Below are 21,301 nucleotides of genomic sequence, written 5' to 3'. Positions count from 1 at the left end.
ATCGTTTCAGAATGAGGTTCGGAGTTTCCTCAAGCAGATGACGCTGCAGGCGAGTTGAAGGAGTGCGAGGTGGAGGTCGTCGCGTATCCCGTAGCGGATCCGGAGTCGTTTGAACTGGTGGAGCCAGGCGAAGGTCCGCTCGACGACCCAGCGGGTCTTTCCCAGCCCGGAGCCGTGCGCGGTGCCCTTGCGAGCGAACTTTGGTGTGATGCCGCGGGCCCGGAGAAGTCGGCGGTACTTGTCGTAGTCGTAGCCGCGGTCGGTGAACAGCCGGAGCGGCCAGGTGACGTGGCCGCCCGCGCAGCCCGCGGATGATGGCTTCAACGACGGCGCAGTCGCTCACCGAGCCTGACGGGGCGGCGTACGGTTTCAAACAGTGGTGCTACGCACGCCAGCTGTCCAAATAGTGTGCCGATCAGATACCAGTCAGCGAATGGGGAACGGGTGGACAACGAAGGGCGTCGTCCTGATGCAGCGGACATCGGGTTGGCCGGATGCGGATGGCTCCTGATCGTGGCCGTCATCGCCATGCCTGGACTCATCCTCAACGACGGACCGCTGACCCTGTACCTGGTCGTCGTGGGTGGAGTGATCGGGATTCTTTGGCTGCGTAGGAGGCTCCGCCGCTGACAGCATTCTCCATCAGCGAATCACCGCAGTTGCTAGGACCGACCGCTGACTGAACCGCCCTGGGCAAGCCGAGTGTTCCGGTTTGTCCGGGGCGGTTACCATGCCGCCCGGCCGGATGCCGCGCTGCCACTGTGAGACAAAATCCGCCGGGGTGGTGGTAGGGGAGCGGTCGACGGCCGCGCGGCGCACAGCCGCTGTCCGGAGGGTGGGCTGGACGCCGGCTGCTCCGCTGCCCTGGTTTCGGCGTCCTGATTCCCTGCGCGCTCATCCCCAGTGCAGAACGCGGAGGCGATTGGGAGCGGCCGGGTCCCGATCGACGACCTGGACCGGCGCCCAGGCCCACTGCCACACGTTGATCCCCGGCGGGCGAGAGAACCTGATCTGCCCGCGTGTGCCTTCGACTACGACGCGCGACCAGGATTCGGCGATGCGCCTCCGCTCCGTTCCGTACGAACGCAGCGCATCGGCAAGGACGACGACTGTGTCGTAACCCTCGAACGCCACAAAGGAGGGGGCTTCGCCCAGTCGCTCCTGCAGAGCCGCTCGGACGCGTGCCCCGAGAGGGGGCGGGGTCTCGGGCAGATAGCGGAGGAACGGGATTCCGCTGCCGTTCTCGCCCAGGAGCGTCACCCACTCGGCGAACTCGGGCTGCCCGGCAGGGGCGCCGATCAAGAGGTCAGCCAGGCGCTGGTCCCGGCGGACCGCCTGAACGATCGACACGGCCGGCTCCGGATGGCCCACCAGGAGAAGCAGCGCCGTAGCGTCATTGCGGACAAGTTCGTCACACAGGGCGCCAGGGGTGCCGGTGGGCAGACCGAGCTCGATGACCGTACAGCCGTGCGACGCGAGACAGTCCCGCAGAATGCGGGTCCCTGACGCCCAGTAGACGCTCGGCTCGGCTGCTACGGCGATGCGGCTATGGCCCGCGCCCAGGAGGAAGTCAGCGTAGATCCGCCAACCGTGGGACTGTGCCGGTGCAAGGCGCGCGACCCACTCCGTCGGCTGATCGGTGAGGGCGTCGAGAACCGCGGATGAGCAGAGGAACGGCAGACCCAGGAGGTCCGCCCGCGCGGCGACGGAGCGGGCCACGACGCTGTGGTATTCCCCCGCCAGGGCAACGACACCCGACTCGGCCAGAGCATCCACGGCCGCTGCGGCCTTTTGGGGATCTGCCGCGGTGTCGCGGACCTCCAGTTCAAGAGGTCGTCCAGCGATGCCAGCGGCTTCATTGACTTCAGCAACAGCCAGTTGGAGTCCGGCCAACAAGTGCCGGCCCGCCTCCGACCATCCCGGCCGAGACAACGGGACGAGAACGCCGAGCCGGACGGATGATGCCGCAAGTCGGTCGGTTGTGAGCGCTGTTGACGGCCTGCTCATGCGCTGACGTCTCCTCTATGACGATGCGGCTGCGATGGGGTCGGACGGGGACTGGCGCGATGGGGGTGGTACGCGTTCGCCTCCTCCTGCCGCGGCAGGAGCACCCGGGTGGCCATGCCGCTCATTGCATCCACCCCGGTCACTGACAGGCAACTGGTTATGAGCAGGACTGGGATGTTGTCGATGCCCGTTCTCGCTGCTGGGCTTCAGGTACGGCCACCCTGGGGGTGGAGGACGGTCTCGGTGATTTCGCGGACGTGGTCGAGGGTGATGCCGGAGCGCTGCACGGCGCGTCGGATCACTCGCGGATGCGGAAAGCGGGACCGCTCGCCATCTCTCCCCATAGCCGCGAGCGATCTAGGTTGGCTGTCGAATGACAGCGAAAGCCCTATTGGTGGACGCGCTGATCGTCGATAGTGACGGATAGGTGGGGCCACGACATGGTGCACTGTAGGTCCTGCGGTGTGAGCGCGTTCGCCGTCCCCGCTGACGGGCGGAAGTGGACTAGCGTCCCTGTCGTTCCGTCATTGGTGATCTGGGTCAGATCGGTCACGGGGACGCCGCTCTCGTAGCGTTGAGTCCATGCCCCGCCGCCGCGACGGTTGATATGGACGAGCCACTCGCTGAGCGCCGCGACAACGGACATGCCTCGACGCGGATGACCATCCGGAAGCAGCTGTGCGTCGGGGAGGTCGAAAAACCTGAGATCCTTCGAGGCCATGATCGGCTTCTTGACGACCCGGCCATCCTCGCCGATGCGAGTGTCGGTGCCCCGTCCGTCATCGGCCACAGACACCGAACCATCGGGATGAAGGGTGACAGTACAGCGTCCACCCTCGTTGCACTCAGCCTCGTCGGCCGCGTACGCAACGACTTCGAGGATCAGGTGCCGGAGGCCGCTGGGAGCGAGCTCGCCCGGGTTGCGGCGGATCTGGGCGAGATGGTCGAGGTCCACCTCGCTCGCCCAGTCGTGCGTGGTGTTGCGCCAGGAGGTCCTTGATGTGTCCACCAGCTCAGTATGAAACCATCTGAAGCCCAGGTTGTTTGGCCGGTGCCCCTGTGCGGGGTGCCCAAGGCGGCGGCGGACCGGACGATCGACCGCCTCCTGCCGATCCGGTGTTCTCGGGCGCATCGTTCGACAAGCGGGCACCGTGATTCTCGAATCTAAGAACTCATAACACGATCTTGCCGGCGTGCCAGGGCTGGCCGGGGGCGTTGTTGGGAGGTTGCCGGTGCCGAGGCCGTTCACGGGCTACGCCGGAGTCATGCTGGGATGAAGCTCGGCCACCAGGGTGGGACATTGCCCGGGCACAACGGGGCGGGGTAGGAGTCCGGCATGCCGAGCCATGTGACAAGGAACCAGGCGCACCACAGGGCGAAGACGAGCCCTGCAGCCAGGGCTGTCCTGCGATGACGTCTTCCGAGGGTGCTGTGCAGGATCACCAACGGAACCGCAGCGGCGATCCATATGAGAGGCGCAAGAACCAGCAAGGTCATGCCATTGGTTACGCCATTGCCGATGTCACAAGCAGCCCACGCATTCCCTATGGCAGCAGTGGAAACCACTGCGGTCAGTCCACCGAAGAGGACACCGAGGCCAGTTCCTCTGAACCGGCGGCTCGGAGGGCTCGACGGCACCGCTCCCATGATCGTCTCCCCTGCCTCGCCGTAGGTGCGGAGGGTACTAACGTTCTGAAGCAGCCCGCTGGGGCCCTGGCCTGCCGTGACACCGGTCAGTCGTTTTTGGACTCCCGAAGCCGTCGCCAGCAGATGAGACTGCAGGCCAGGGAGACGAGGGTCTCGTGGAGTTCGGTGCGACGCTCCCAGCGGACGGCGAGGCGTTTGAACTGGTGGAGCAGAGCGAAGGTCTGCTCGACGACGTAGCGGAGCTTGCCCAGGCCCTTGATGTTCGGTGATCCGTTGCGGGAGATTACGGGCAGGATCCGTCGGCGACGCAACTCGTCGCGGTGGGCATTGGAGTCGTAGCCCTTGTCGCCGAGTAGGGCTTCGGGCCTGCATCGGGGCCGGCCGGGGCGGCCCGCGACGGGCGGGACGCCGTCGACCAGGGTGAGGGTCCGGGTGACGTCGTTAACGTTGGGCGCAGTCGTGATGACCTTGAGCGGGGTGCCACGTCCGTCGCAGATCGGGTGGCGTTTGCTGCCGTTTTCAGCCGGTCGACCGGCGACGGACCGGTGTCGGCGCCCCCCTTTTCGCACGGACGTGAGAGCCGTCCACGCACACACGTGACCAGTCGAGTTCGCCGGCCACGTTCAGCTTTGCGAGCAGAACCCGGTGCAGCCGGTCGAAGACTCCTGCTTGCTGTCACCGCTCCAGACGCCGCAAGCAGGTCTGCCCCGAGCCGAACCCCAGCCCCAGGGGCAGGAGTTGCCAGGCTATGTCATTGTCGAGGACGAACAGGACGCCCTGGAGGCAGAGCCGATCTGCCACCGGTCGTGGCCCCGGGGACCGCTCCGGCCACGGCGGCAGCAACGGCTCGATCAGCGCCCACAACTCATCGTCCACGATCCAACTTCGAGTACCCACACCCCGCGAACGGCCGAATCGTCACACCGGTTACGCCTCATCAGCACGCTTCAACAAGATCGCGTTACGAGCTCTAAGCGCGCCCTTTGCCATAGAAGCGCACATAGTCGACCGTCATCGTTGCGGGCGACGGTGTCGAGGCGTTGGGAGGGCCGGGCCAGTCGCCACCTACGGCGACATTGAGCAGGAGGTGCATGTCCTGTTCGAAGACCCAGTCGCGAGGTGCGGGCAACTTCGAAGGCGTCAGCGTGAAGTACGGTTTCCCGTCGACGGACCAGGTGATCCGATGCGGCTGCTTGTCGACGGCGTAGGTGTGGAACGCCTTCGAGGCGTCGGCCGGGAGAGTCGTGGAGCCGCCGATCCCGTCCTCGTTGAAGTAGGTCGGGCCATGCGCCGTGCCGTACACCGTTCGTGGCTCTCCACCGACTACTTCGCAGATGTCGATCTCGCCCTGACCGGGCCACTCGACTCCGTTGTTGCCGAGCATCCAGATCGCCGGAAGCAGCCCCTCACCTGTGGGTATCTTCGCGCGGATCTCCACGCGTCCTCGGGTCAGCGCGACCTTTCCCTCGGTGGTCAGACGCGCCGACGTCCAGTCGCAGAACTTCTGCGTGTAGCAGGGCAGTTCAGACCCCGAGGGCGCTGGTCGTGCGGAGATCAAGAGATGACCTGAACCGTCGAGAGCCGAGTTCTTCGGGCTGTCCGTGTAGTACTGGAGCTCGTTGTTGCCCCACCCCTCGGCGTCCCGGTTCCCGGTCTCCGTGTTCCAGGACTTCTCGGATGGGCGTGTAGCCGCCGCACCGTCGAACTCGGCCTGCCAGAACGGCTGCTCCTCGGTCGACGAGGCTGACGGGGTGTCGGCAGCGGAGCTACATCCGACGAGTAGTCCGCCCAGCGCGAGCACGAGCGCCAAGCGTGTACGACGGTTCATCGCGCTGCTCCTGAAAGCGATGGAAGGACGGTGAACGTGGTCTATTCATCGCCGTGAAGGTGACCGGTCTCGGGAAGGCCCGGGTCCGCGCACGTCCCGCTTACAGTACAAAAGGCCCTTTGCCGAGTACGCGGTGGGGGAGTCTGGTGGCCCGGCGGCGGCTACCGTGCGAGAGCGCCGAAGCTGGTACGCGGGGGAGGCTGTGGAAGCTACGGCCGTAAGGGACCTGCGACGTCTCTCTAGCCGTACGGGTTGAGTGCCCAGAAGCGGACGGTGTCGCTGCGACGGTCGAACCACAGGTTGGTGGAGTGGCCGCTGCCGTCGCGATCCAGCTCGTCCGACCGGATCCACTGCGGGTGCTCCGGCCCCTCACCCTTCAGCGGTTTCTCGAACCACGAAGAGAAGTCATTGGTTGGACCCTCGGAGACGAAAGCATGGGCCGCTGTCAGCTCGGAAAACCTCGCCGGTGTCAGCCGGGCGAAGCCCGAGATCACGAGCTCCGGCGACGGTAGGCCCCGATCGTCGTCACGGCTGCTCACCCACCTTGCGTCGGAGAGCGGGCCCAGCAGCGGGAACGCCCGCTCCAGCGGCGCGGTGTCGGTGCGCCAGTCCTCCTTGTCCCCGTTCGACACCTGACGCACGGCCCACCAGGCGGGCAGGACCGCCAGCCCTGCCCCGATCCCGATCAGCTTCCGTCGCTCCAACGTGATTCGCCCCCGTATCTGACTTCGGGGCACCGTATCTGTGATCGACGTCGTCCGCGAGTACTCCTTCCACGTGCTCCGCATCACTCGGCGGTCAGCCCCGGTGAACCTCGGACCAGCCCACACCTTCTTGCGAACAGGACGTGCGGGCGGGCCCTGTAACTGCCCTCCCGCAGCGCCTGGGACGTGCGGCGGTGCCGACGCCGTTTGTGTCAGGGGGCCACGGCCCGTCCGGTCTGCGGAGAGATCCTTCCCGCGCACAGGCCCTTGTTCGCGAGCGTCTGTGCGATGCGCGGGATCGCGGCCAGGGTGTTGGCGGACCACTCGTGCATGAGGATGATCTGGCCGTTGCCGAGCCGGGCGTTGGCCTGCACGATCGCGTCGGTGCTGGCGCCGTTCCAGTCCTGGGAGTCGACGTCCCAGATGATCTGGGTCAGGCCGTACTTGGCCTCGACCGACTGCACCGTCGCGTTGGTCTCACCGTAGGGAGGCCGGAAGAGCTTCGGCGTGCCGCCGCCCGCGTTGGCGATCGCCTGCTGAGTCCGGGAGATCTCGGAGTCGACCTGCGCCTGGGACTGCTGGGTCAGGTGCGGGTGGGTGTAGCTGTGGTTGCCGATCCACATGCCGGCGCTGACCTCGGCCCGTACCTGGGCGGGGTAGGCGGCGGCGTACTGGCCCTCGTTGAACATCGTGGCGCGCAGCCCGTACTGCCTGAGCGCGTTGAGCAGGGCCGGCGTGTGGGCGTTGGACGGCCCGTCGTCGAAGGTGAGCCCGACGTAGCCCGTGCAGGCCGCGGCGTGAGCCGGGGCGGCCTCGGCGGCGGACGTGCCGGTGCTTGCCACGGCTGTCGCGACGACCGCGAGTCCCGTGGCCAAGATACGTGGCTTGTTTCGCATGCGGTGTGGTCCTCCTCGTGCCCGCGGTGTGGCGGCCGCGGTGGGGGGCATCGGACGGCCGACTGGCGTGAGCGCCGTCCCGTCTCGACAAGGGCGCTCGTGCGGCTGAGTCCGCTGTCGCCGTCGGGCTGTGCGAGGGCGCCCGGTCGCAGGGCCGGATGGCATGGATTCCGAGTCCCCGAGTCTTTGGGTTCGGGACACCGGGAACCCCGGCCCTGCGACCCGCAGGTCACCCGTACACGGTGATGTTGGAGCTCCCGCTGCTCTGGTAACCCTCGGTGGCGAGGATCATGTAGTAGTTGAAGCTGCCCAGCCTCATCCCGTAGCGGGCCCAGGCGTCGAAGTGGTTGCCGGTCGTGATCGTGCCGCCCGTCCTCTTCGACTGCCGAACGCTCCAGTACTGGTTGAAGGTCTTGGTGCCTTCCACGGAAGGGGCGTTGTAGCGCGTCGTCTGGTAGATGTCGTACGTGCCGCCGTCGGTGGTCACGGCGCCCTTGTAGGTCCCCGTGGGCCGGTACGTGCCCCAGTTGTCGACGATGTAGTACTCCACGAGGGGATTCGAGGTCCACCCGTACAACGCCAGGTATCCGTTGCCGGACGGGCTGAAGCTGCCCGAGTAATTCACGTTCCTGCGCGCGCCGTTGCTCCAGCCCTTGCCGGCGACGAAGTTCCCGCAGTTCCTCCACGAGGTGCTGTAGTTCCCGCCCGAGCCGAGGGTCATGGAGACCGAGCCGCCGCCGTCGGTCCAGAACGAGTAGTAGAAGCCGTTGTTGGTGCCGGTCTGGTTGGTCGTGATGACGGTGGCGGCGTGCGCTGTGCTGGGCAACAGCAGTCCCGAGGCGGACGCGCCGAGCGCCAGGGCGCCGGCGCGGCCGATGAAGCCCCTGCGGTTCATCGGGTGGGCAAGAGACTTGTCCATGTCCATGGTTCCTCCTGGTGAGACTGGTGGGGGTGCCAGGTGGCGAGACACGTGCGGGGATCCGTCGAGAGCACGGTGGAGTCGAGGCGGTCGCATAAGGCCGGCCGCGACGAGTGACAGGTACATGCCAATCGCGACAGGCTTGTGCGCCTTGAAAGTCCCGATCGCTGGTGAGTATGCGCCCGGCCCGGAACGGCGGTCAATGGCAATGTTTCCGAAACTTCATCGAAACTTTGTGACGGATGCCGCAGGCCATCATTCGAAATATTTCGGGAGCTGATCAGGGTGCTGAATCAGGAGTTGGACTTCCTCGGACACAATCCGCCCCGAACCGTCGCTACCTGCGACTGCGGATGGTGCGCATCATTTGCCCGAACTGCCAATACGCCCGCAGTCCTTGACGCGGCGCGGGCTTCACGGTGTCCGCTACGGGTGGAAGAGGGCGGCGGGGACGCTGTCGCTCAGGGCTTTGTACCCGGCCGGGTTCAAGTGGAGGTGGTCACCCGTGTCGTAGGCCGGCAGCAGCCGGCGGCGGTCGTGCGGATCGCCGACCGCCCGGTCGAAGTCGACGACGGCGTCGAACCGGCCGCTGGTGCGGATCCACCGGTTGACTGCCTGCCGGGCGGACTCGTGGACGCCATCCGGGTCGTCGTAGACGTTTCCGCCGAACGGGGTGAGCGTGGCACCGTAGACGCGGATGCCCTGGGCGTGGGCACGGGTGATGATCTGCCGGTAGGCACCGACGAGTTCGGCCGTGATCTGCTGTGCGTCCGCCTTGGAGGTGCCCGCGGTGCCGATGTCGTTCACACCCTCGAAGACGATCAGTCGGTTCGCGCCGCTCCGGGCGAGGACGTCGCGGTCCAGCCGGGCAAGGGCGTTGGGGCCCAGACCGTCGCGCAGGACACGATTACCGCCGGCGGCCTCGTTGACGACCGCGACGTCGGCCGTGTCGGGACGGGATTGCAGCCGTGTCTGCAACTGGTCCGGCCAGCGGTCGTTGCCGTTGGTGGTGGACCCGCGGCCGTCGCTCAAAGAATCACCCAGGACGACGGTGGCCGAAGTGTGACGCTTGGACCACACCTCCAGACCGCTCAGGAAGTACCAGTGATCGACGGTGGTGGTCCCGGGCAGTTCGGCGTCGTTCAGGTGGTCACCGGCGAGCATGTAGGACGTGGTCCGGGAGCCGGGGTGGGAGGTGACGGAGGTGGAAGTCTGTCCCCGCGCGAGGTACAGCGTCACGGTGAGGTTGCTTCCGGGACGGACGTCGAAGTCCAGCGGATCGCTCACGGCCTGGGCGCCGAGTGGGATGTCGAAACCGGGTTGCCCGCCGAACGTCACCCGTCGGTCGCTGCCGGGCACTATCGCGTCGACGCCCGCCTTTCCGCCCGCCGGGCGCGCCACCGAGACGGCGGTGACGGGCAGATCGGTGCCGCCGAAGGCGTTGGAGAAGCGGAGCCGCACGCGCTGTCCTCCGACCGCGACGTGCACGGTCTGCCGCAGCGTGGCGTCGTCGAATACCCGATCGGCCTGTGTGAACGGCGCGGGCGGCATGTTGCCCGGCTCGGTCAGCTGCGGCATGGACGCCCAGGCGTCCACCCAGTGGCCACCCGAGGTCGTCGCCGAGACGGACCGCGCGGCGGAGGATCTGTCGGGCTGCGCGTCGTATGTGCTGTGTGTCTGGTTCAGGGCGAGGCCTGCCGTGACGAGGGCCGCTGCGACGGTGCTCGCCAGGTAGGGCATGCGCTTCATGAAGGGATTCCTTCCATTGCCCATACGGGGCTGTGTGCCGTTTCTGGTCCTGCTCTTGAGGGCTGGTACGGCCTGAGGGAAAGCCGATTGACCGGGCATCAGAGAATCTCCGCGCGTCCCGGGGCGTGCGGGACCGGCTGGGCCCGTGCTCGCGGCGGTGCATGACGGCGTCGGCGGCGTCCGGTTCCAAATGGTGCAGACCCGAACGCGGTTGCGGAGGATACGGTCGGCGACACGGTTGCGCGTCGTCTTTCGACCCCAGCGCTCGGGCGGCAAGTGGATCAGCGGTCAACCGGGCCGCGCGATGAACACGCAGCGACTTCGGTACACCACGTGGCCGCCTTTCTGCGGCGTCCGCAGGTGGCGGGACCTGCAGATCAGCGGACGAGGCGGACGACTAGGCGGTCCGAATGTTTCGAAATAGAGCGCGAATGGATGCGCCGAATCTACGTCCGCCTGACCAGTCGGTCAATCGTCCTGCCTGGCTGTAGCGCTCAACGGACCGTTAAAGATTGGCGCGCTACCTGGGTTGACGGTCGGACGGTCGGCCAATAGCTTGACGCAGCGCCTTTTCGGAACGTACGAAACTTTCGAGATCCCGATGCTTTTTCGAGCTGGCGATCACCTGTCAGTCACCCCGTCCGCACCGCCACTCGGCTGCCCGGCCCACTGTGCCCAGCCGCTCAAGGAGTGCACGTGAAGAAGTTGCGCCTCGTCATGGCCGCCGCCGTGACCTCGTCTCTCGCACTACTGCCGCTCGCCACGGCGGGCTCCGCAGCTGGTGCCGAGGACGGGGCCGGCCCACAGGGCCGTTCCCTGCGGCAGCTCGCCGTCGACGACCATCTGCGGATCGGCACCGCCGTCGACATGACGGCCCTCACCGAGGACCCCACCTATCGTCGGCTCACCCGCACCCAGTTCTCGACGGTGACCGCGGAGAACGTGATGAAGTGGGAGTCGATCGAACCGAAGCGGGGGGAGTACGACTACGCCGCCGCGGACCGGCTCGTCCGGTTCGCCGAGCAGAATGGCCAGAAGGTCCGCGGCCACACGCTCGTCTGGCACAACCAGTTGCCGTCCTGGCTCACGTCCGGCGACTTCACGGCCGATGAGCTGCGCGACATCCTTCACCGCCACATCACGGACACGGTGCGCCACTTCAAAGGACGCATCTGGCAATGGGACGTGGTCAACGAGGCGTTCAACGACGACGGGACACTGCGCGACAGCATCTGGCTGCGTGAGCTGGGCCCCGGCTACATCGCCGACGCGTTCCGCTGGGTGCACCAGGCCGACCCCCACGCCAAGCTCTTCTACAACGACTACAACGTCGAATGGATCGGGCCGAAGAGCGACGCCGTGCTCGATCTGATGAGCCGGCTGCGTGCCGAGGGCGTCCCCGTCGACGGAGTCGGCTTCCAGGGGCACGTCGGAATCCAGTACGGCCTGCCCACCGACATGGGCGCCAACCTCGCCCGCTTCGAAAAGCTCGGCCTGGACACGGCCGTCACGGAGGCGGACGTACGCATGATCCTGCCCGCCGACGAGACCAAACTCCTTACCCAGGCCGAGGGTTACCGGGTACTCCTCGACGCCTGCCTGAGTACTCCGCACTGCATTTCCTTCACCGTGTGGGGCTTCACCGACAGGTACTCCTGGGTGCCGGGCACGTTCGAGGGCCAGGGCGCCGCCAACATCCTCGACGAGGACTACCGGGCGAAGCCCGCCTACCGAGCGATGCAGTCCGAGCTGGCCGACGGCAGGCCCCGGTCCGCGGCAGCCGAATAAGCCCGCACCGACACGCAGGCGCGGCCGCCGGGGGCATCTCCACCTGCCCCTTCCGTCTTGTCCAGTCGCTCCACCGGGCCACGTGCCGTCCACACGCTCTCATCCTGGACCGCAGTCGAGACGGCCTCGCTCACCGCGCAAACCCGGCAGGCCTGTTGCTGTCTCGTCGGCCCCCCGCTCGCTGTCAACGGCGGGGACCCGTCGCGGCATGCACGATCCCGCTTTCCACATCTCCCGCAGAAGGGTGCCCTCATGGCGCGGAACGTCGGCAGAAGAACCGTCCTCGGTACGGGAGCCGCTGTCGGGCTCGGCGTCTCCCTGCCGGCGGCGGAACGCGCCTCCGCCGCCGCGGCGGAGGTCCTGCGACCGACCGACCCCGGCGCCTACGTCACCTTCCGCTCCGAACCCGGCGCCTTCCCCCTGGTCGTCTCCGGCCGTGCCGTTCCGGTCCTGGTCGACGCCGCGGACCACCACGGGGTCCGCCGTGCCGCCGCCGACCTCCGTGCCGACATCGAGCGCGTCACGGGGGTACGACCGGCCGACGAGCGCGGCGCCGCCCGAGCAGTCGCGATCGTCGGCACCATCGGCCGCAGTCCCCTCCTCGACCGTCTGATCAGGGCCGGCAAGCTCGATGTGTCGGCGATCCGGGACAAGTGGGAGACCTCCCTGCAGACCACCGTCGAAGACCCGATGCCGGGCGTGGACCGCGCCTTCGTCATCGCCGGAAGCGACCAGCGCGGGGCCGTCTTCGGCGTCTACGACGTCTCCCGCGGCATCGGCGTCTCGCCGTGGTACTGGTGGGACGACGTTCAGCCGATCCGCCGGTCTGCCGTCTTCGTCCGCCCCGGCACCTGGAGCCAGGGCACACCGGCCGTGCGGTACCGCGGTGTGTTCATCAACGACGAGAACCCCAACCTCGGTACTTGGGCGCCCCGTTACTTCGGTCCGGGTAAGGCCGAGAACCATCCGGGAGGCTTCAACGCCGACTTCTACGCCAAGGTCTTCGAAGTCGTCCTCCGCCTCAAGGGCAACTACCTCTGGCCGGCCGTCTGGGGCCGCGCCTTCGCCGAGGACGACCCACAGAACCACGCCCGTGCCGCCGAGTACGGCATCGTCATGGGTACCAGCCACGAGGCCCCGATGATGCGCGGCATCGAGGAGTGGAACCGACACGCCGTGGCCGCGAAGCGCGACGCCGAGGGGAACATCGTCACCCCGGGCCGCGATCCCTACGGCGGCACGGGGGAGTGGTCGTTCCGCCGCAACCGCGCCGCGATCGAGGCGTATTGGCGTGACGGCATCCGCCGCATGGTCGACCAGGGCTTCGAGGGCGTGGTCACCCTCGGTATGCGCGGCAACGGTGACACCGGCCTGCCCGACGGGGACGGCATCGAGCTGATGCAGGAGATCATCGCCACCCAGCGGCAGATCATCGCCGAACTCACCGGCTCCGCGAGCTCCCTGCCCCAGGTGTGGACGCTCTACAAGGAGGTTCAGCGGTACTGGACCCGCGGCCTGCGCGCGCCGGACGACGTCACCGTCGTCCTCTGCGACGACAACTGGGGCAACATCCGCAAGCACCCGGACCCGGCCGAACCGCCGCGCTCCGGCGGTTACGGCCTCTACTACCACTTCGACTACGTCGGTGACGGCCGCAACTACAAGTGGGTCGACACCACCTCCCTGCCGAACCTGTGGGACCAGCTCCACCAAGCCGTCGCGTACGGCAACACGACGCTGTGGATGACCAACGCCGGTGACCTCAAGGGCAACGAGCTGCCCACCCAGTACTTCCTCGACCACGCCTGGAACCCGCAGCGTTGGGGGCTGGAGAGCATCCCGGCCTGGGAACGGGCTTACGCCGCCCTGCACTTCGGTGACAGGCACGCCGACGCGATCGCCGAAGTCCTCGCCCGTTACGGCAGCCTCCAGCACCGCCGCAAGCCCGAGCTCCTGAATCGCCGTATCACCCTCGACCCCGCCAAGGACCTCGCCACCGACGACACCGCCGTCGTGTACGACGACCAGCAAACACCGTTCTACGGAGCGGAGTTGGAACGAGTGACCGAGGAGTGGCGGCAGCTCCGCGAGCAAGCGGCTCGCGTCGCCCGCGCTCTGCCCGACTCCGCCAAGGACGCCTGGTTCGAACTGATCGGGTACAACGTGCAGGCCACGGCCAACCTCTACGAGCTGCGCGAGGCCGAGTTCACCAACCTGCGCTACGCCCCCCAGGGCCGCGCCGCCACCAACGACCGTGCGGACCGCGCCGAAGCCGGCCTGCGCGAGGACTTCCGCCTCCAAGACGTTTTCAACGAGGAGATCGCGGACGGCAAATGGAAGGACTTCCAGCTCCAGCCGCACATCGACTACGGCGACGTGGAACGCTACGGCCCCAACGCGCCCTGGCAGCAGCCCGAACTCGACAACGTGGCCCTCAAAGACGTCCTGTTCCCGGCGGTACGCCGCATCGAGGTGCCCCGGGCCGCCGAGATGGGCGTGGCGATCGATGACTCGCAGGAGTGGTGGCCACGTGCGACGACCGACCCGGTGCTGGCGGACTTCAGCCCGTATCAGAGCCGGGCCCCGCAGCATCTGGAGATCTTCAACCGCGGGACCAGCCCCTTCCCGTACCGGGTCGTGTCGTCCGTTCCTTGGCTGAGGGCGGACCGGCCGCGCGGCACGGTGCGGAAACAGACGCGGGTGACCGTCACCGTCGACTGGTCGAAGGCTCCCGCAGGACGCTCCGAGGGCACGCTCACGGTCGAGGGCGCTGGCCGTACCGTCACCGTCCGCGCGGTGGCCGACCACACCTCGCCGCGCGGCTTGAAGGGTTTCGTCGAGGCCGGCGGTTACGTGGCCGTCGACGCCGAGCACTACACCCGCGCCGTCGGCGCCACCGGCGTCGACTGGCTGCGTATCCCGGGGATCGGCCGCACCGGAGCCGGCATGACGCCGGCCCCCGTCACGGCCCCCGAGCAGAAGCCCGGCCATGGCGGGCCACGACTGGAGTACGACGTGACGCTGCTGACCCCCGGCGAGGTCACGGTTTGGGCCCACCTCTCCCCGCGCAACCCCGCGCTGGCCCGCCCCGGACTGCGCTACGCCGTCTCCTTCGACGACGCCGTCCCGAAGACCGTGGACGTCATCGCCGCGACCGGCCCCGACGACGGCACGCTGAACCGCCGCTGGGAGCGGCACACGTCGGACAACGTCAACCGGACGTCGACGACGCACACCATCACCCGGGCGGGCGCGCACAAGCTGGTCTTCTGGATGGTCGACCCGACGGTCGTGGTGCAACGTCTGATCGTCGACACGGGCGGCCTGCCGCCGACGTACCTGGGCCCGCCGGAGAGCCACCGCGTTCGCTGACCGACGCGTGCGACGGGCGCGGAGGGGATGACCGTCGAAGAGTGTCGGACAGGCGATGCCTTCGGCCCGCCGGGCCGACGACTCAGGAGCAGGAGCGAATCGCGTCGTCCCAGGCGCCGGGACTGCGGTAGTGGTTCTTGTGGCCCGCGGCGAGTACGTGGCGCAGCTCGTCAACGTGCTCGGTGTCCGAGGGGAGGTCCAACCGGTCCAGGAGGGACAGCGCGGCAGCCGGCTCCAGGTCGCCGTAGACGTCGTGGAAGCCGGCCCGAAGGCCGCGAAAGAGGGCCGGGTGCAGAGCTGGGAGCCCCGCGGCGGTGCGGTAGGCCGGCTCCTTCACCGTCCAGCGCACCGGACCCGAACACTCCAGAACCCGACGTGCTCGGCGGAGTGGGGCCTGCGATCGCTCCGCCACCACTCGGTCGATGTCATTGCCGAGGACCTCGGCGAACGCCGTGGCGGAAGTCTTGTGGTCCTCGAACCAGTCCACCCACAGCGAGTAGGTCACGGCCTCGGCGTCCCGATCCGCCTCCAGCCGCTGACGGTAGCCGTCCCACAGCAAGTCGGCCGGCAAGGGCCCCTCCGGGCCCTCGTTCGCGAACCGGATCTCGCAGGTGACCCAGTACTCATCGAGCAGGTCCAGCAACCCGAAGGCCAAACGGAGTTGCTCGGCTGTCGTCAGATCTTCGGCGAACACATCACCGGCCCAGGAATGTGCCACTTGGTTGGCCGTGAGCAACAGCTCGGGCCTCTCGTCGCTCACCCACCCGTCGCGTATCCGGCTGACGCCCTGGTCGGCCAGCCAGCGCTGTGCCGCTGCCACGGCTCGCATCTCCATCCGGGCAGTATGGCAAGCCGGGCAAGATCCCGACGCGGTGGCTCGGGCGACGTTCCGTCCTGGCGGCGCGGCGCTCGGCTCGCGTCTGATTATGTCGGCGGTACGCCGTTAGGGCTGACGCCCGGCTGCGGTGGGACAACGCCACGGCGCCGGGGAGAAGCCGTCGATGCGGCGGCCGGAAAACACGAAAGGCAAGGAGTTCTCTCCTTGCCTCTCCCAAGTTATAGCGCACAGGGGGGCTTGCGGCAAGGCCCAGGGGGTGGCGCAGAATCGTCCGCCGTGGCCACAACCTGCGGAAATAAGGGGCACTGCGTGCGCGTGTTGGTGTCGATGTACGGGGGACGCGGTGGAGTCGAACCGATAGTGGGTTTGGCGGTGCGATGGAGGGCGGTCGAGGCGGAGGCGCAGAGGTGTGCGTCGCCCGGCCGGACGGAGCGGCAGGCCGGTTCGTCGGAGGGAAGGCCGACCGGGCCGACGACGTGCCCGACACGAGGTGCGACGGAGAGGGAGACGCCGGTGAGGCGATCGGCGAGTGCGATGCGGCGGAGCGCGGCCGCGGCGGAGGTGTCGCAGTGAGCGAGCAGTACGTGGTCGATCTTCAGGAGATCGACGAGTCCCAGGTCGCAGTCGTGGGAGGCAAAGCGGCGCACCTGGGGGGACTTCTGGGTGTCGAAGGTGTGCGCGTGCCCGCCGGGTTCTGCGTGACGACGGACGCCTTCCGCCGGATCATGGCCGAGACGCCGTCGCTCGACGACCGGCTGGACCAGCTGGCGCGGGTGGACCCGGACGACAGGGAGTCGATCCGCACGCTCAGTGCGGAGATCCGCCGGACCATCGAGGAGATCGCTCTTCCGGACGATCTCGCCCGTGCGATCACCCAGGCGCTCGCCCGGCACGGTGAGGACGACGCCTACGCCGTCCGGTCCAGCGCGACCGCGGAGGACCTGCCGACGGCCTCCTTCGCGGGCCAGCAGGACACGTACCTCAACGTGGTGGGGCCGACGGCGGTCCTCCAGCACGTCAGCCGTTGCTGGGCCTCGCTGTTCACCGAGCGGGCCGTGACCTACCGCCGGCGGAACGGCGTCGACGACCGTACGGTCCGTATGGCCGTGGTCGTACAGCGGATGGTCTTCCCGCACGCGGCCGGCATCCTGTTCACGGCCGACCCCGTCACCGGCAACCGGAAGACCGCCACCGTGGACGCCGGCTTCGGCCTCGGCGAGGCCCTGGTCTCCGGACTGGTCAATCCGGACGTCTACAAGGTGCGGCACGGCGAGGTCGTCTCCAGGACGATCGCCGCCAAGGAGCGTGCCGTGCACGCCCTGCCGTCCGGCGGCACGCAGCAAGTGACGATCGAGTCCCGTCGGCAGGAGCAACCGGCGCTGACGGATGCGCAGGTGCTCGACCTCGTGCGGCTCGGACGGCGGATCGAGGCGCGATTCGGTGGCCCGCAGGACATCGAGTGGTGCCTGGACGACGAAGGCTTCCACATCGTCCAGAGCCGGCCCATCACGACGCTGTTCCCCGTCCCCGAAAGCGATGACCAGGAGAATCACGTCTACGTCTCCGTCGGTCATCAGCAGATGATGACCGATCCCATGAAGCCGCTCGGGCTCTCGATGTGGCAGCTGACGGCCATGGTGCCGATGCACACCGCGGGCGGCAGACTGTTCGTCGACGTGGCCCGCCGTCTGGCCTCGCCGACGAGCCGCGACAGCATGCTGGACGTGGCGGGGAGATCCGATCCGCTGATCAGGGACGCGCTGGAAACCGTACTGGAGCGCGACGACTTCATCCCGTCGCTCCCTGACACGGATCCCGGGGGACCGCCGATCGGAAGCGCGTCCGCCCCGATCGAGATCGAGACCGATCCGGCCGTCGTCACCAAGCTGATCGAGCGGAGCGAGGCGTCCATCGCCGACCTGCGACGCGACATCGCGGCGAAGAGCGGCCCTGCGCTGTTCGAGTTCCTGCTGGAGGCCTTCGAGGAGCACAAGCGTGTACTCGGCGATCCGCTGAGCTTCCAAGTGATCATGGCGGGGATGCAGGCCACGTGGTGGCTCAACGACAAGCTGGGGGAGTGGCTGGGCGAGAAGAACGCCGCCGACACCCTCACGCTGTCCGCCCCCGACAACATCACGTCGGAGATGGGACTTGCGCTGCTCGACGTCGCGGACGTGATCCGCCCGCACCCGGAGGTCGTCGCGTTCCTGGGGGACGTCGACGGCGAGGGCTTCCTGGACGAGCTGGTGGAACTTCCGGGCGGAACCGAGGCACGCGACGCCATCGAGGCCTACCTCGACCGGTACGGCATGCGCTGCGTGGGCGAGATCGACATCACGAGGCCGCGCTGGCGCGAACGCCCCTCCACACTCGTGCCGGTCATCCTCGACAACGTCAGGAACTTCGAACCGGGCGCCGCCGCACGGCGCTTCGAGCACGGGCGACAGGAAGCGCGGAAGAAGGAACAGGACGTGCTGTCCCGCCTGCGGGCCCTGCCGGACGGCGACCGGAAGGCCGACGAGGCGAAGCAGATGATCGACCGGGTCCGCACCTTCATCGGCTACCGGGAGTACCCGAAGTACGGGATCATCAGCCGGACCTTCGTCTACAAGCAGGCCTTGCTGGGGGAGGCGGAGCGTCTGGTGCAGGCCGGTGTCCTCGCCGGCAAGGAGGACATCTTCTACCTCACGTTCCAGGAACTCCACGACGTCGTGCGCTCGCACCAGGCGGACGGCAGGCTCATCGAGCAGCGCAAGGAGGAGTTCCGTTCGTACCACGCGCTCACTCCGCCTCGGGTGCTCACCTCCGACGGCGAGGCCCTCAACGGTGCCTACCGACGCGACGACGCGCCGGCCGGCGCCCTGATCGGCCTCCCGGTCTCCGCCGGGAGTGTCGAGGGACGGGCCCGCGTCATCCTCGACATGGCACAGGCCGATCTCGAGGTCGGGGACATCCTGGTCACGGCTTATACGGACCCGAGTTGGTCGCCGCTGTTCGTCGGGATCGCAGGCCTGGTGACGGAGGTCGGTGGTCTGATGACCCATGGCGCGGTGATCGCCCGGGAGTACGGCTTGCCGGCCGTCGTGGGCGTGGAGCGGGCCACCCGACTGATCCAGGACGGGCAACGGATCCGCGTACACGGAACGGACGGGTACATCGAGATCCTGTCCTGACCGACCGGGGCGATGCCTCCCGGTCCCTCGCCGTGACGGCCCGCGAAGGTTGCCGCTCTCCGGCCAAGTCCTTTGTTGGCGTGGCGACTTCTGCGATGGTTGCTCCTGTTGCGCGTCTGCGGGGACCGGGGGCCAATGGGAGGCCGTACGCAATCCCCTTGCGACCGGCCTGTGACGTCTCCGAACGGTCCTCGCTGTTCCATCAGCCCCCGTTCGCCGAGCTCTCGGGAAGGGGACGGCGCCGTGCTTCAGTCGGCCGGCGGGACTGTCCGGTCATCGTTCGACTCGCGAGCTGCCGGGAAAGCGGTCGCAGAGTACGCGCGGCCACGGGCGCCGCAGGTGTTCCAGGCGGCAGGCCGAGTCTTCCGCGATCCGCGAGACACTTTCAGAGTCCGCGGTGATCGCCTCAGCCGTTCACGCGGGCCCGACACTTCATGCCCGACAAATGATCATTATCCGCGAAGTCGAGAATTGATCGAGTCGTTCGTATGGAATCATCCGTCCCGTCTCAAGATCAAAAATTGGGAAGGTGCCGGGAGGGGCGAATCAGGGGCGGGCAAGGTAGGGGAGCCGGTGAGTGGAGAGCTGCGCCGGTCGCCCGCGCAGCTGTCGAGCGGAGCCTGCTCCAGCTGGCGTGGCTTCCTTGCGGAAAGCGCGCGGCGAAACCGGGTCCGCGACTTCGGCTCGCCTCAGGTCTCGAGCGGCACCGCCCCGTGGGCCCCCCAGGAGTGGTCCGAGAGGTGAGCCGCCAACGCTCCCCTTTACGGCGCGGGGCCCAGATACGGCCTCGCGGGCCATGGAATCACTTTGAACTGCAAATAATACTCATTACGCTTAATCATTTTCAGAAAGAGGAAACCATTCTTCTTCGGGAAAATGGGGAGTGGGTGCCAGGTGATTCTTGATTCAAGATCTTGCGGCCTCGGTAGATGCTTATGAGTGCGCGACCCGCGCTCGATATCCCCCATTTCGCAATTGTTTGTGAGTAATGTGCCGACGGCATCACTGAGGGTTTCCGGGGCGTTTGTATGACCCGGAAGCCGCCGTCTCGCACAGAAGATCGGTTCCCGATGAAGCTCAGAACTTCTGAGGTAGCACCACGGCGCACCTCCGCCCCGTGGCTCACGACAGCTCTCACCATGGCCGTTGCAGCGGCGGTGGTGGCCGTGGCGCCTTCGCAGGCAGTCGCCCTCGCCACTCCCGTGCCGCTCGGCGCCGCCGACAGCTTCGCGGTGCTGGCAGGCCAATCGGTCACCAATACCGGCCCCTCCGTCATCACGGGAGATGTCGGCGTCAGTCCCGGAACAGCGATCAGCGGATTCCCGCCAGGGTTGGTGAACGGAGTTCAGCATTCGGCGGACGCCGTCGCGCAACAGGCCCAATCCGACCTGGTGGCGGCCTTCGACAATGCCGCGGGCCAGGCCACTGACGCGGCCCTCCCGCCGGACGCCGGAGGGCTGACGCTGGTGCCCGGCGTCTACACGGCGTCCTCGACCCTAGGCCTCACCGGCACGCTCACTCTCGACGCCAAGGGTGATCCCAACGCGGTCTGGGTCTTCCAGGTCGGTTCGGGTCTGACGACGGCGTCCGCCAGTGAGGTCGCCCTCATCAACGGGGCACAGGCGTGCAACGTCTTCTGGGAGATCGGTAGTTCGGCCACGCTCGGTACGCAGTCGACGTTCGTCGGCAACATCCTTGCTCTCACGTCGATCAGCGCCAACACCGGCGCGAGCATCGACGGGCGGGCGCTGGCACGCAACGGCTCGGTCACGTTGGACACCAACAGGATCACGCGCGCCACCTGCACGGGCGGGACCACGTCCGGCACGACCACGGGGACCACGTCCGGCACGACCACGGGGACCACCTCGGGCACGACGACAGGGACCACCTCCGGAACGACCGGCGGCGTGCTGGGTGGCCTGCTGGGCGGCGTTGTGACAGGCGGTACCACCGGGGGCGGTACGGGCGGTGTGCTGGGTGGCCTGCTCGGCGGTGTGGTGACTGGCGGTACCACGGGCGGCACGCCGGGCGGCGGTACCACCGGCGGCACCACAGGCGGCACGCCGGGCGGCGGCACCACCGGTGGCGGACCTGGCGGTGGGCATGGCGGTCACACCGGCGGTGGGCATGGCGGTCACACCGGCGGTGGGCACGGCGGTCACACCGGCGGTGGCCACGGCGGTCACACCGGCGGTGGCCACGGCGGCGGTGACTCCGGTGGCGGGTACGGCGACAAGCCGGGGCACGGTCACAACGACGAGGGCTACGGCAGCAAGCCCGAGAAGCACGGCGGTTACGGCGAGAAGCCGGAGAAGTCGGGCAGCCACTGAATCCAATGCGGGCGCCGCACGCGCCCGCGACTGACACGGTGTGCGGC

The 21,301-nt window shown here is 67.9% G+C and carries 14 protein-coding genes and 2 pseudogenes; 5 read left to right on the top strand and 11 right to left on the bottom strand.

All coding sequences use genetic code 11. The features are described from left to right. Positions 1–6: 6 nt before the first annotated feature. Positions 7–319: pseudogene (locus ACZ4VA_RS19960) on the bottom strand (transposase); the annotation flags it as partial. 125 nt (positions 320–444) lie between these two features. Between ACZ4VA_RS19960 and ACZ4VA_RS19955 the strand changes: the two are divergent. Next, positions 445–630: a hypothetical protein gene (locus ACZ4VA_RS19955; protein ID WP_468082276.1), complete on the top strand. Its 186-nt coding sequence runs from the start codon at positions 445–447 to the stop codon at positions 628–630. 264 nt (positions 631–894) lie between these two features. On the opposite strand, the gene ACZ4VA_RS19950 is transcribed toward ACZ4VA_RS19955, so the two are convergent. The 9 genes and pseudogenes from ACZ4VA_RS19950 to ACZ4VA_RS19910 all read right to left on the bottom strand — a co-directional run bounded on the left by ACZ4VA_RS19950 (position 895) and on the right by ACZ4VA_RS19910 (position 9,750). After that, the gene (locus ACZ4VA_RS19950) at positions 895–2,007 is read right to left on the bottom strand and encodes an ABC transporter substrate-binding protein (RefSeq protein ID WP_468082275.1); all 1,113 of its coding nucleotides are present in this window, start codon (positions 2,005–2,007) and stop codon (positions 895–897) included. 388 nt (positions 2,008–2,395) lie between these two features. Continuing rightward, positions 2,396–3,016: an ATP-binding protein gene (locus ACZ4VA_RS19945; protein WP_355786674.1), complete on the bottom strand. Its 621-nt coding sequence runs from the start codon at positions 3,014–3,016 to the stop codon at positions 2,396–2,398. Between the two features lie 724 nt (positions 3,017–3,740). Continuing rightward, positions 3,741–4,223: a transposase gene (locus tag ACZ4VA_RS19940; protein ID WP_388904915.1), complete on the bottom strand. Its 483-nt coding sequence runs from the start codon at positions 4,221–4,223 to the stop codon at positions 3,741–3,743. Positions 4,224–4,329: 106 nt separating this feature from the next. Next, a complete protein-coding gene (locus ACZ4VA_RS19935) occupies positions 4,330–4,530 on the bottom strand; it encodes a transposase (protein WP_388904916.1) in 201 nt (66 codons plus the stop codon). A 94-nt stretch (positions 4,531–4,624) separates the two neighbouring features. Beyond that, the gene (locus ACZ4VA_RS19930; protein ID WP_355786671.1) at positions 4,625–5,482 is read right to left on the bottom strand and encodes a glycoside hydrolase family 16 protein; all 858 of its coding nucleotides are present in this window, start codon (positions 5,480–5,482) and stop codon (positions 4,625–4,627) included. Positions 5,483–5,721: 239 nt separating this feature from the next. Continuing rightward, entirely contained in the window at positions 5,722–6,123 is a 402-nt protein-coding gene (locus ACZ4VA_RS19925; protein WP_356170411.1) for a hypothetical protein, read from the bottom strand. A gap of 278 nt (positions 6,124–6,401) precedes the next feature. Continuing rightward, positions 6,402–7,082, bottom strand: a pseudogene (locus ACZ4VA_RS19920) (polysaccharide deacetylase family protein); the annotation flags it as partial. 229 nt (positions 7,083–7,311) lie between these two features. After that, positions 7,312–8,001: a glycoside hydrolase family 11 protein gene (locus ACZ4VA_RS19915; protein WP_388904917.1), complete on the bottom strand. Its 690-nt coding sequence runs from the start codon at positions 7,999–8,001 to the stop codon at positions 7,312–7,314. 426 nt (positions 8,002–8,427) lie between these two features. After that, positions 8,428–9,750, bottom strand: coding sequence for an SGNH/GDSL hydrolase family protein (locus ACZ4VA_RS19910; RefSeq protein WP_468082274.1), 1,323 nt, complete (start codon positions 9,748–9,750; stop codon positions 8,428–8,430). A 717-nt stretch (positions 9,751–10,467) separates the two neighbouring features. Between ACZ4VA_RS19910 and ACZ4VA_RS19905 the strand changes: the two genes are divergently transcribed. Further along, complete coding sequence (locus tag ACZ4VA_RS19905; protein WP_468082354.1) at positions 10,468–11,538, top strand: endo-1,4-beta-xylanase; 1,071 nt, start codon at positions 10,468–10,470, stop codon at positions 11,536–11,538. Between the two features lie 252 nt (positions 11,539–11,790). Beyond that, on the top strand, positions 11,791–14,910 hold the full coding sequence (locus ACZ4VA_RS19900) for a glycosyl hydrolase 115 family protein (RefSeq protein ID WP_468082273.1): 3,120 nt from the start codon (positions 11,791–11,793) through the stop codon (positions 14,908–14,910). A gap of 82 nt (positions 14,911–14,992) precedes the next feature. Here ACZ4VA_RS19900 and ACZ4VA_RS19895 read toward each other — a convergent pair whose 3' ends face one another. After that, positions 14,993–15,745 (bottom strand): hypothetical protein, encoded by a 753-nt coding sequence (locus tag ACZ4VA_RS19895; protein ID WP_356170425.1) that lies wholly within the window; start codon positions 15,743–15,745, stop codon positions 14,993–14,995. 572 nt (positions 15,746–16,317) lie between these two features. Here ACZ4VA_RS19895 and rph point away from each other — a divergent pair. Both rph and ACZ4VA_RS19885 read left to right on the top strand, forming a co-directional pair. Next, positions 16,318–18,921: a rifamycin-inactivating phosphotransferase gene (rph, locus tag ACZ4VA_RS19890; RefSeq protein ID WP_468082272.1), complete on the top strand. Its 2,604-nt coding sequence runs from the start codon at positions 16,318–16,320 to the stop codon at positions 18,919–18,921. Positions 18,922–19,991: 1,070 nt separating this feature from the next. Further along, entirely contained in the window at positions 19,992–21,254 is a 1,263-nt protein-coding gene (locus tag ACZ4VA_RS19885) for an ice-binding family protein (RefSeq protein WP_389391466.1), read from the top strand. Positions 21,255–21,301 lie beyond the last annotated feature (47 nt).

The sequence above is a fragment of the Streptomyces sp. NPDC028308 genome (genome assembly GCF_055565855.1).
Note: the sequence above shows the minus strand (reverse complement) of the source record. Positions and strands in the feature narration are given on the sequence as shown.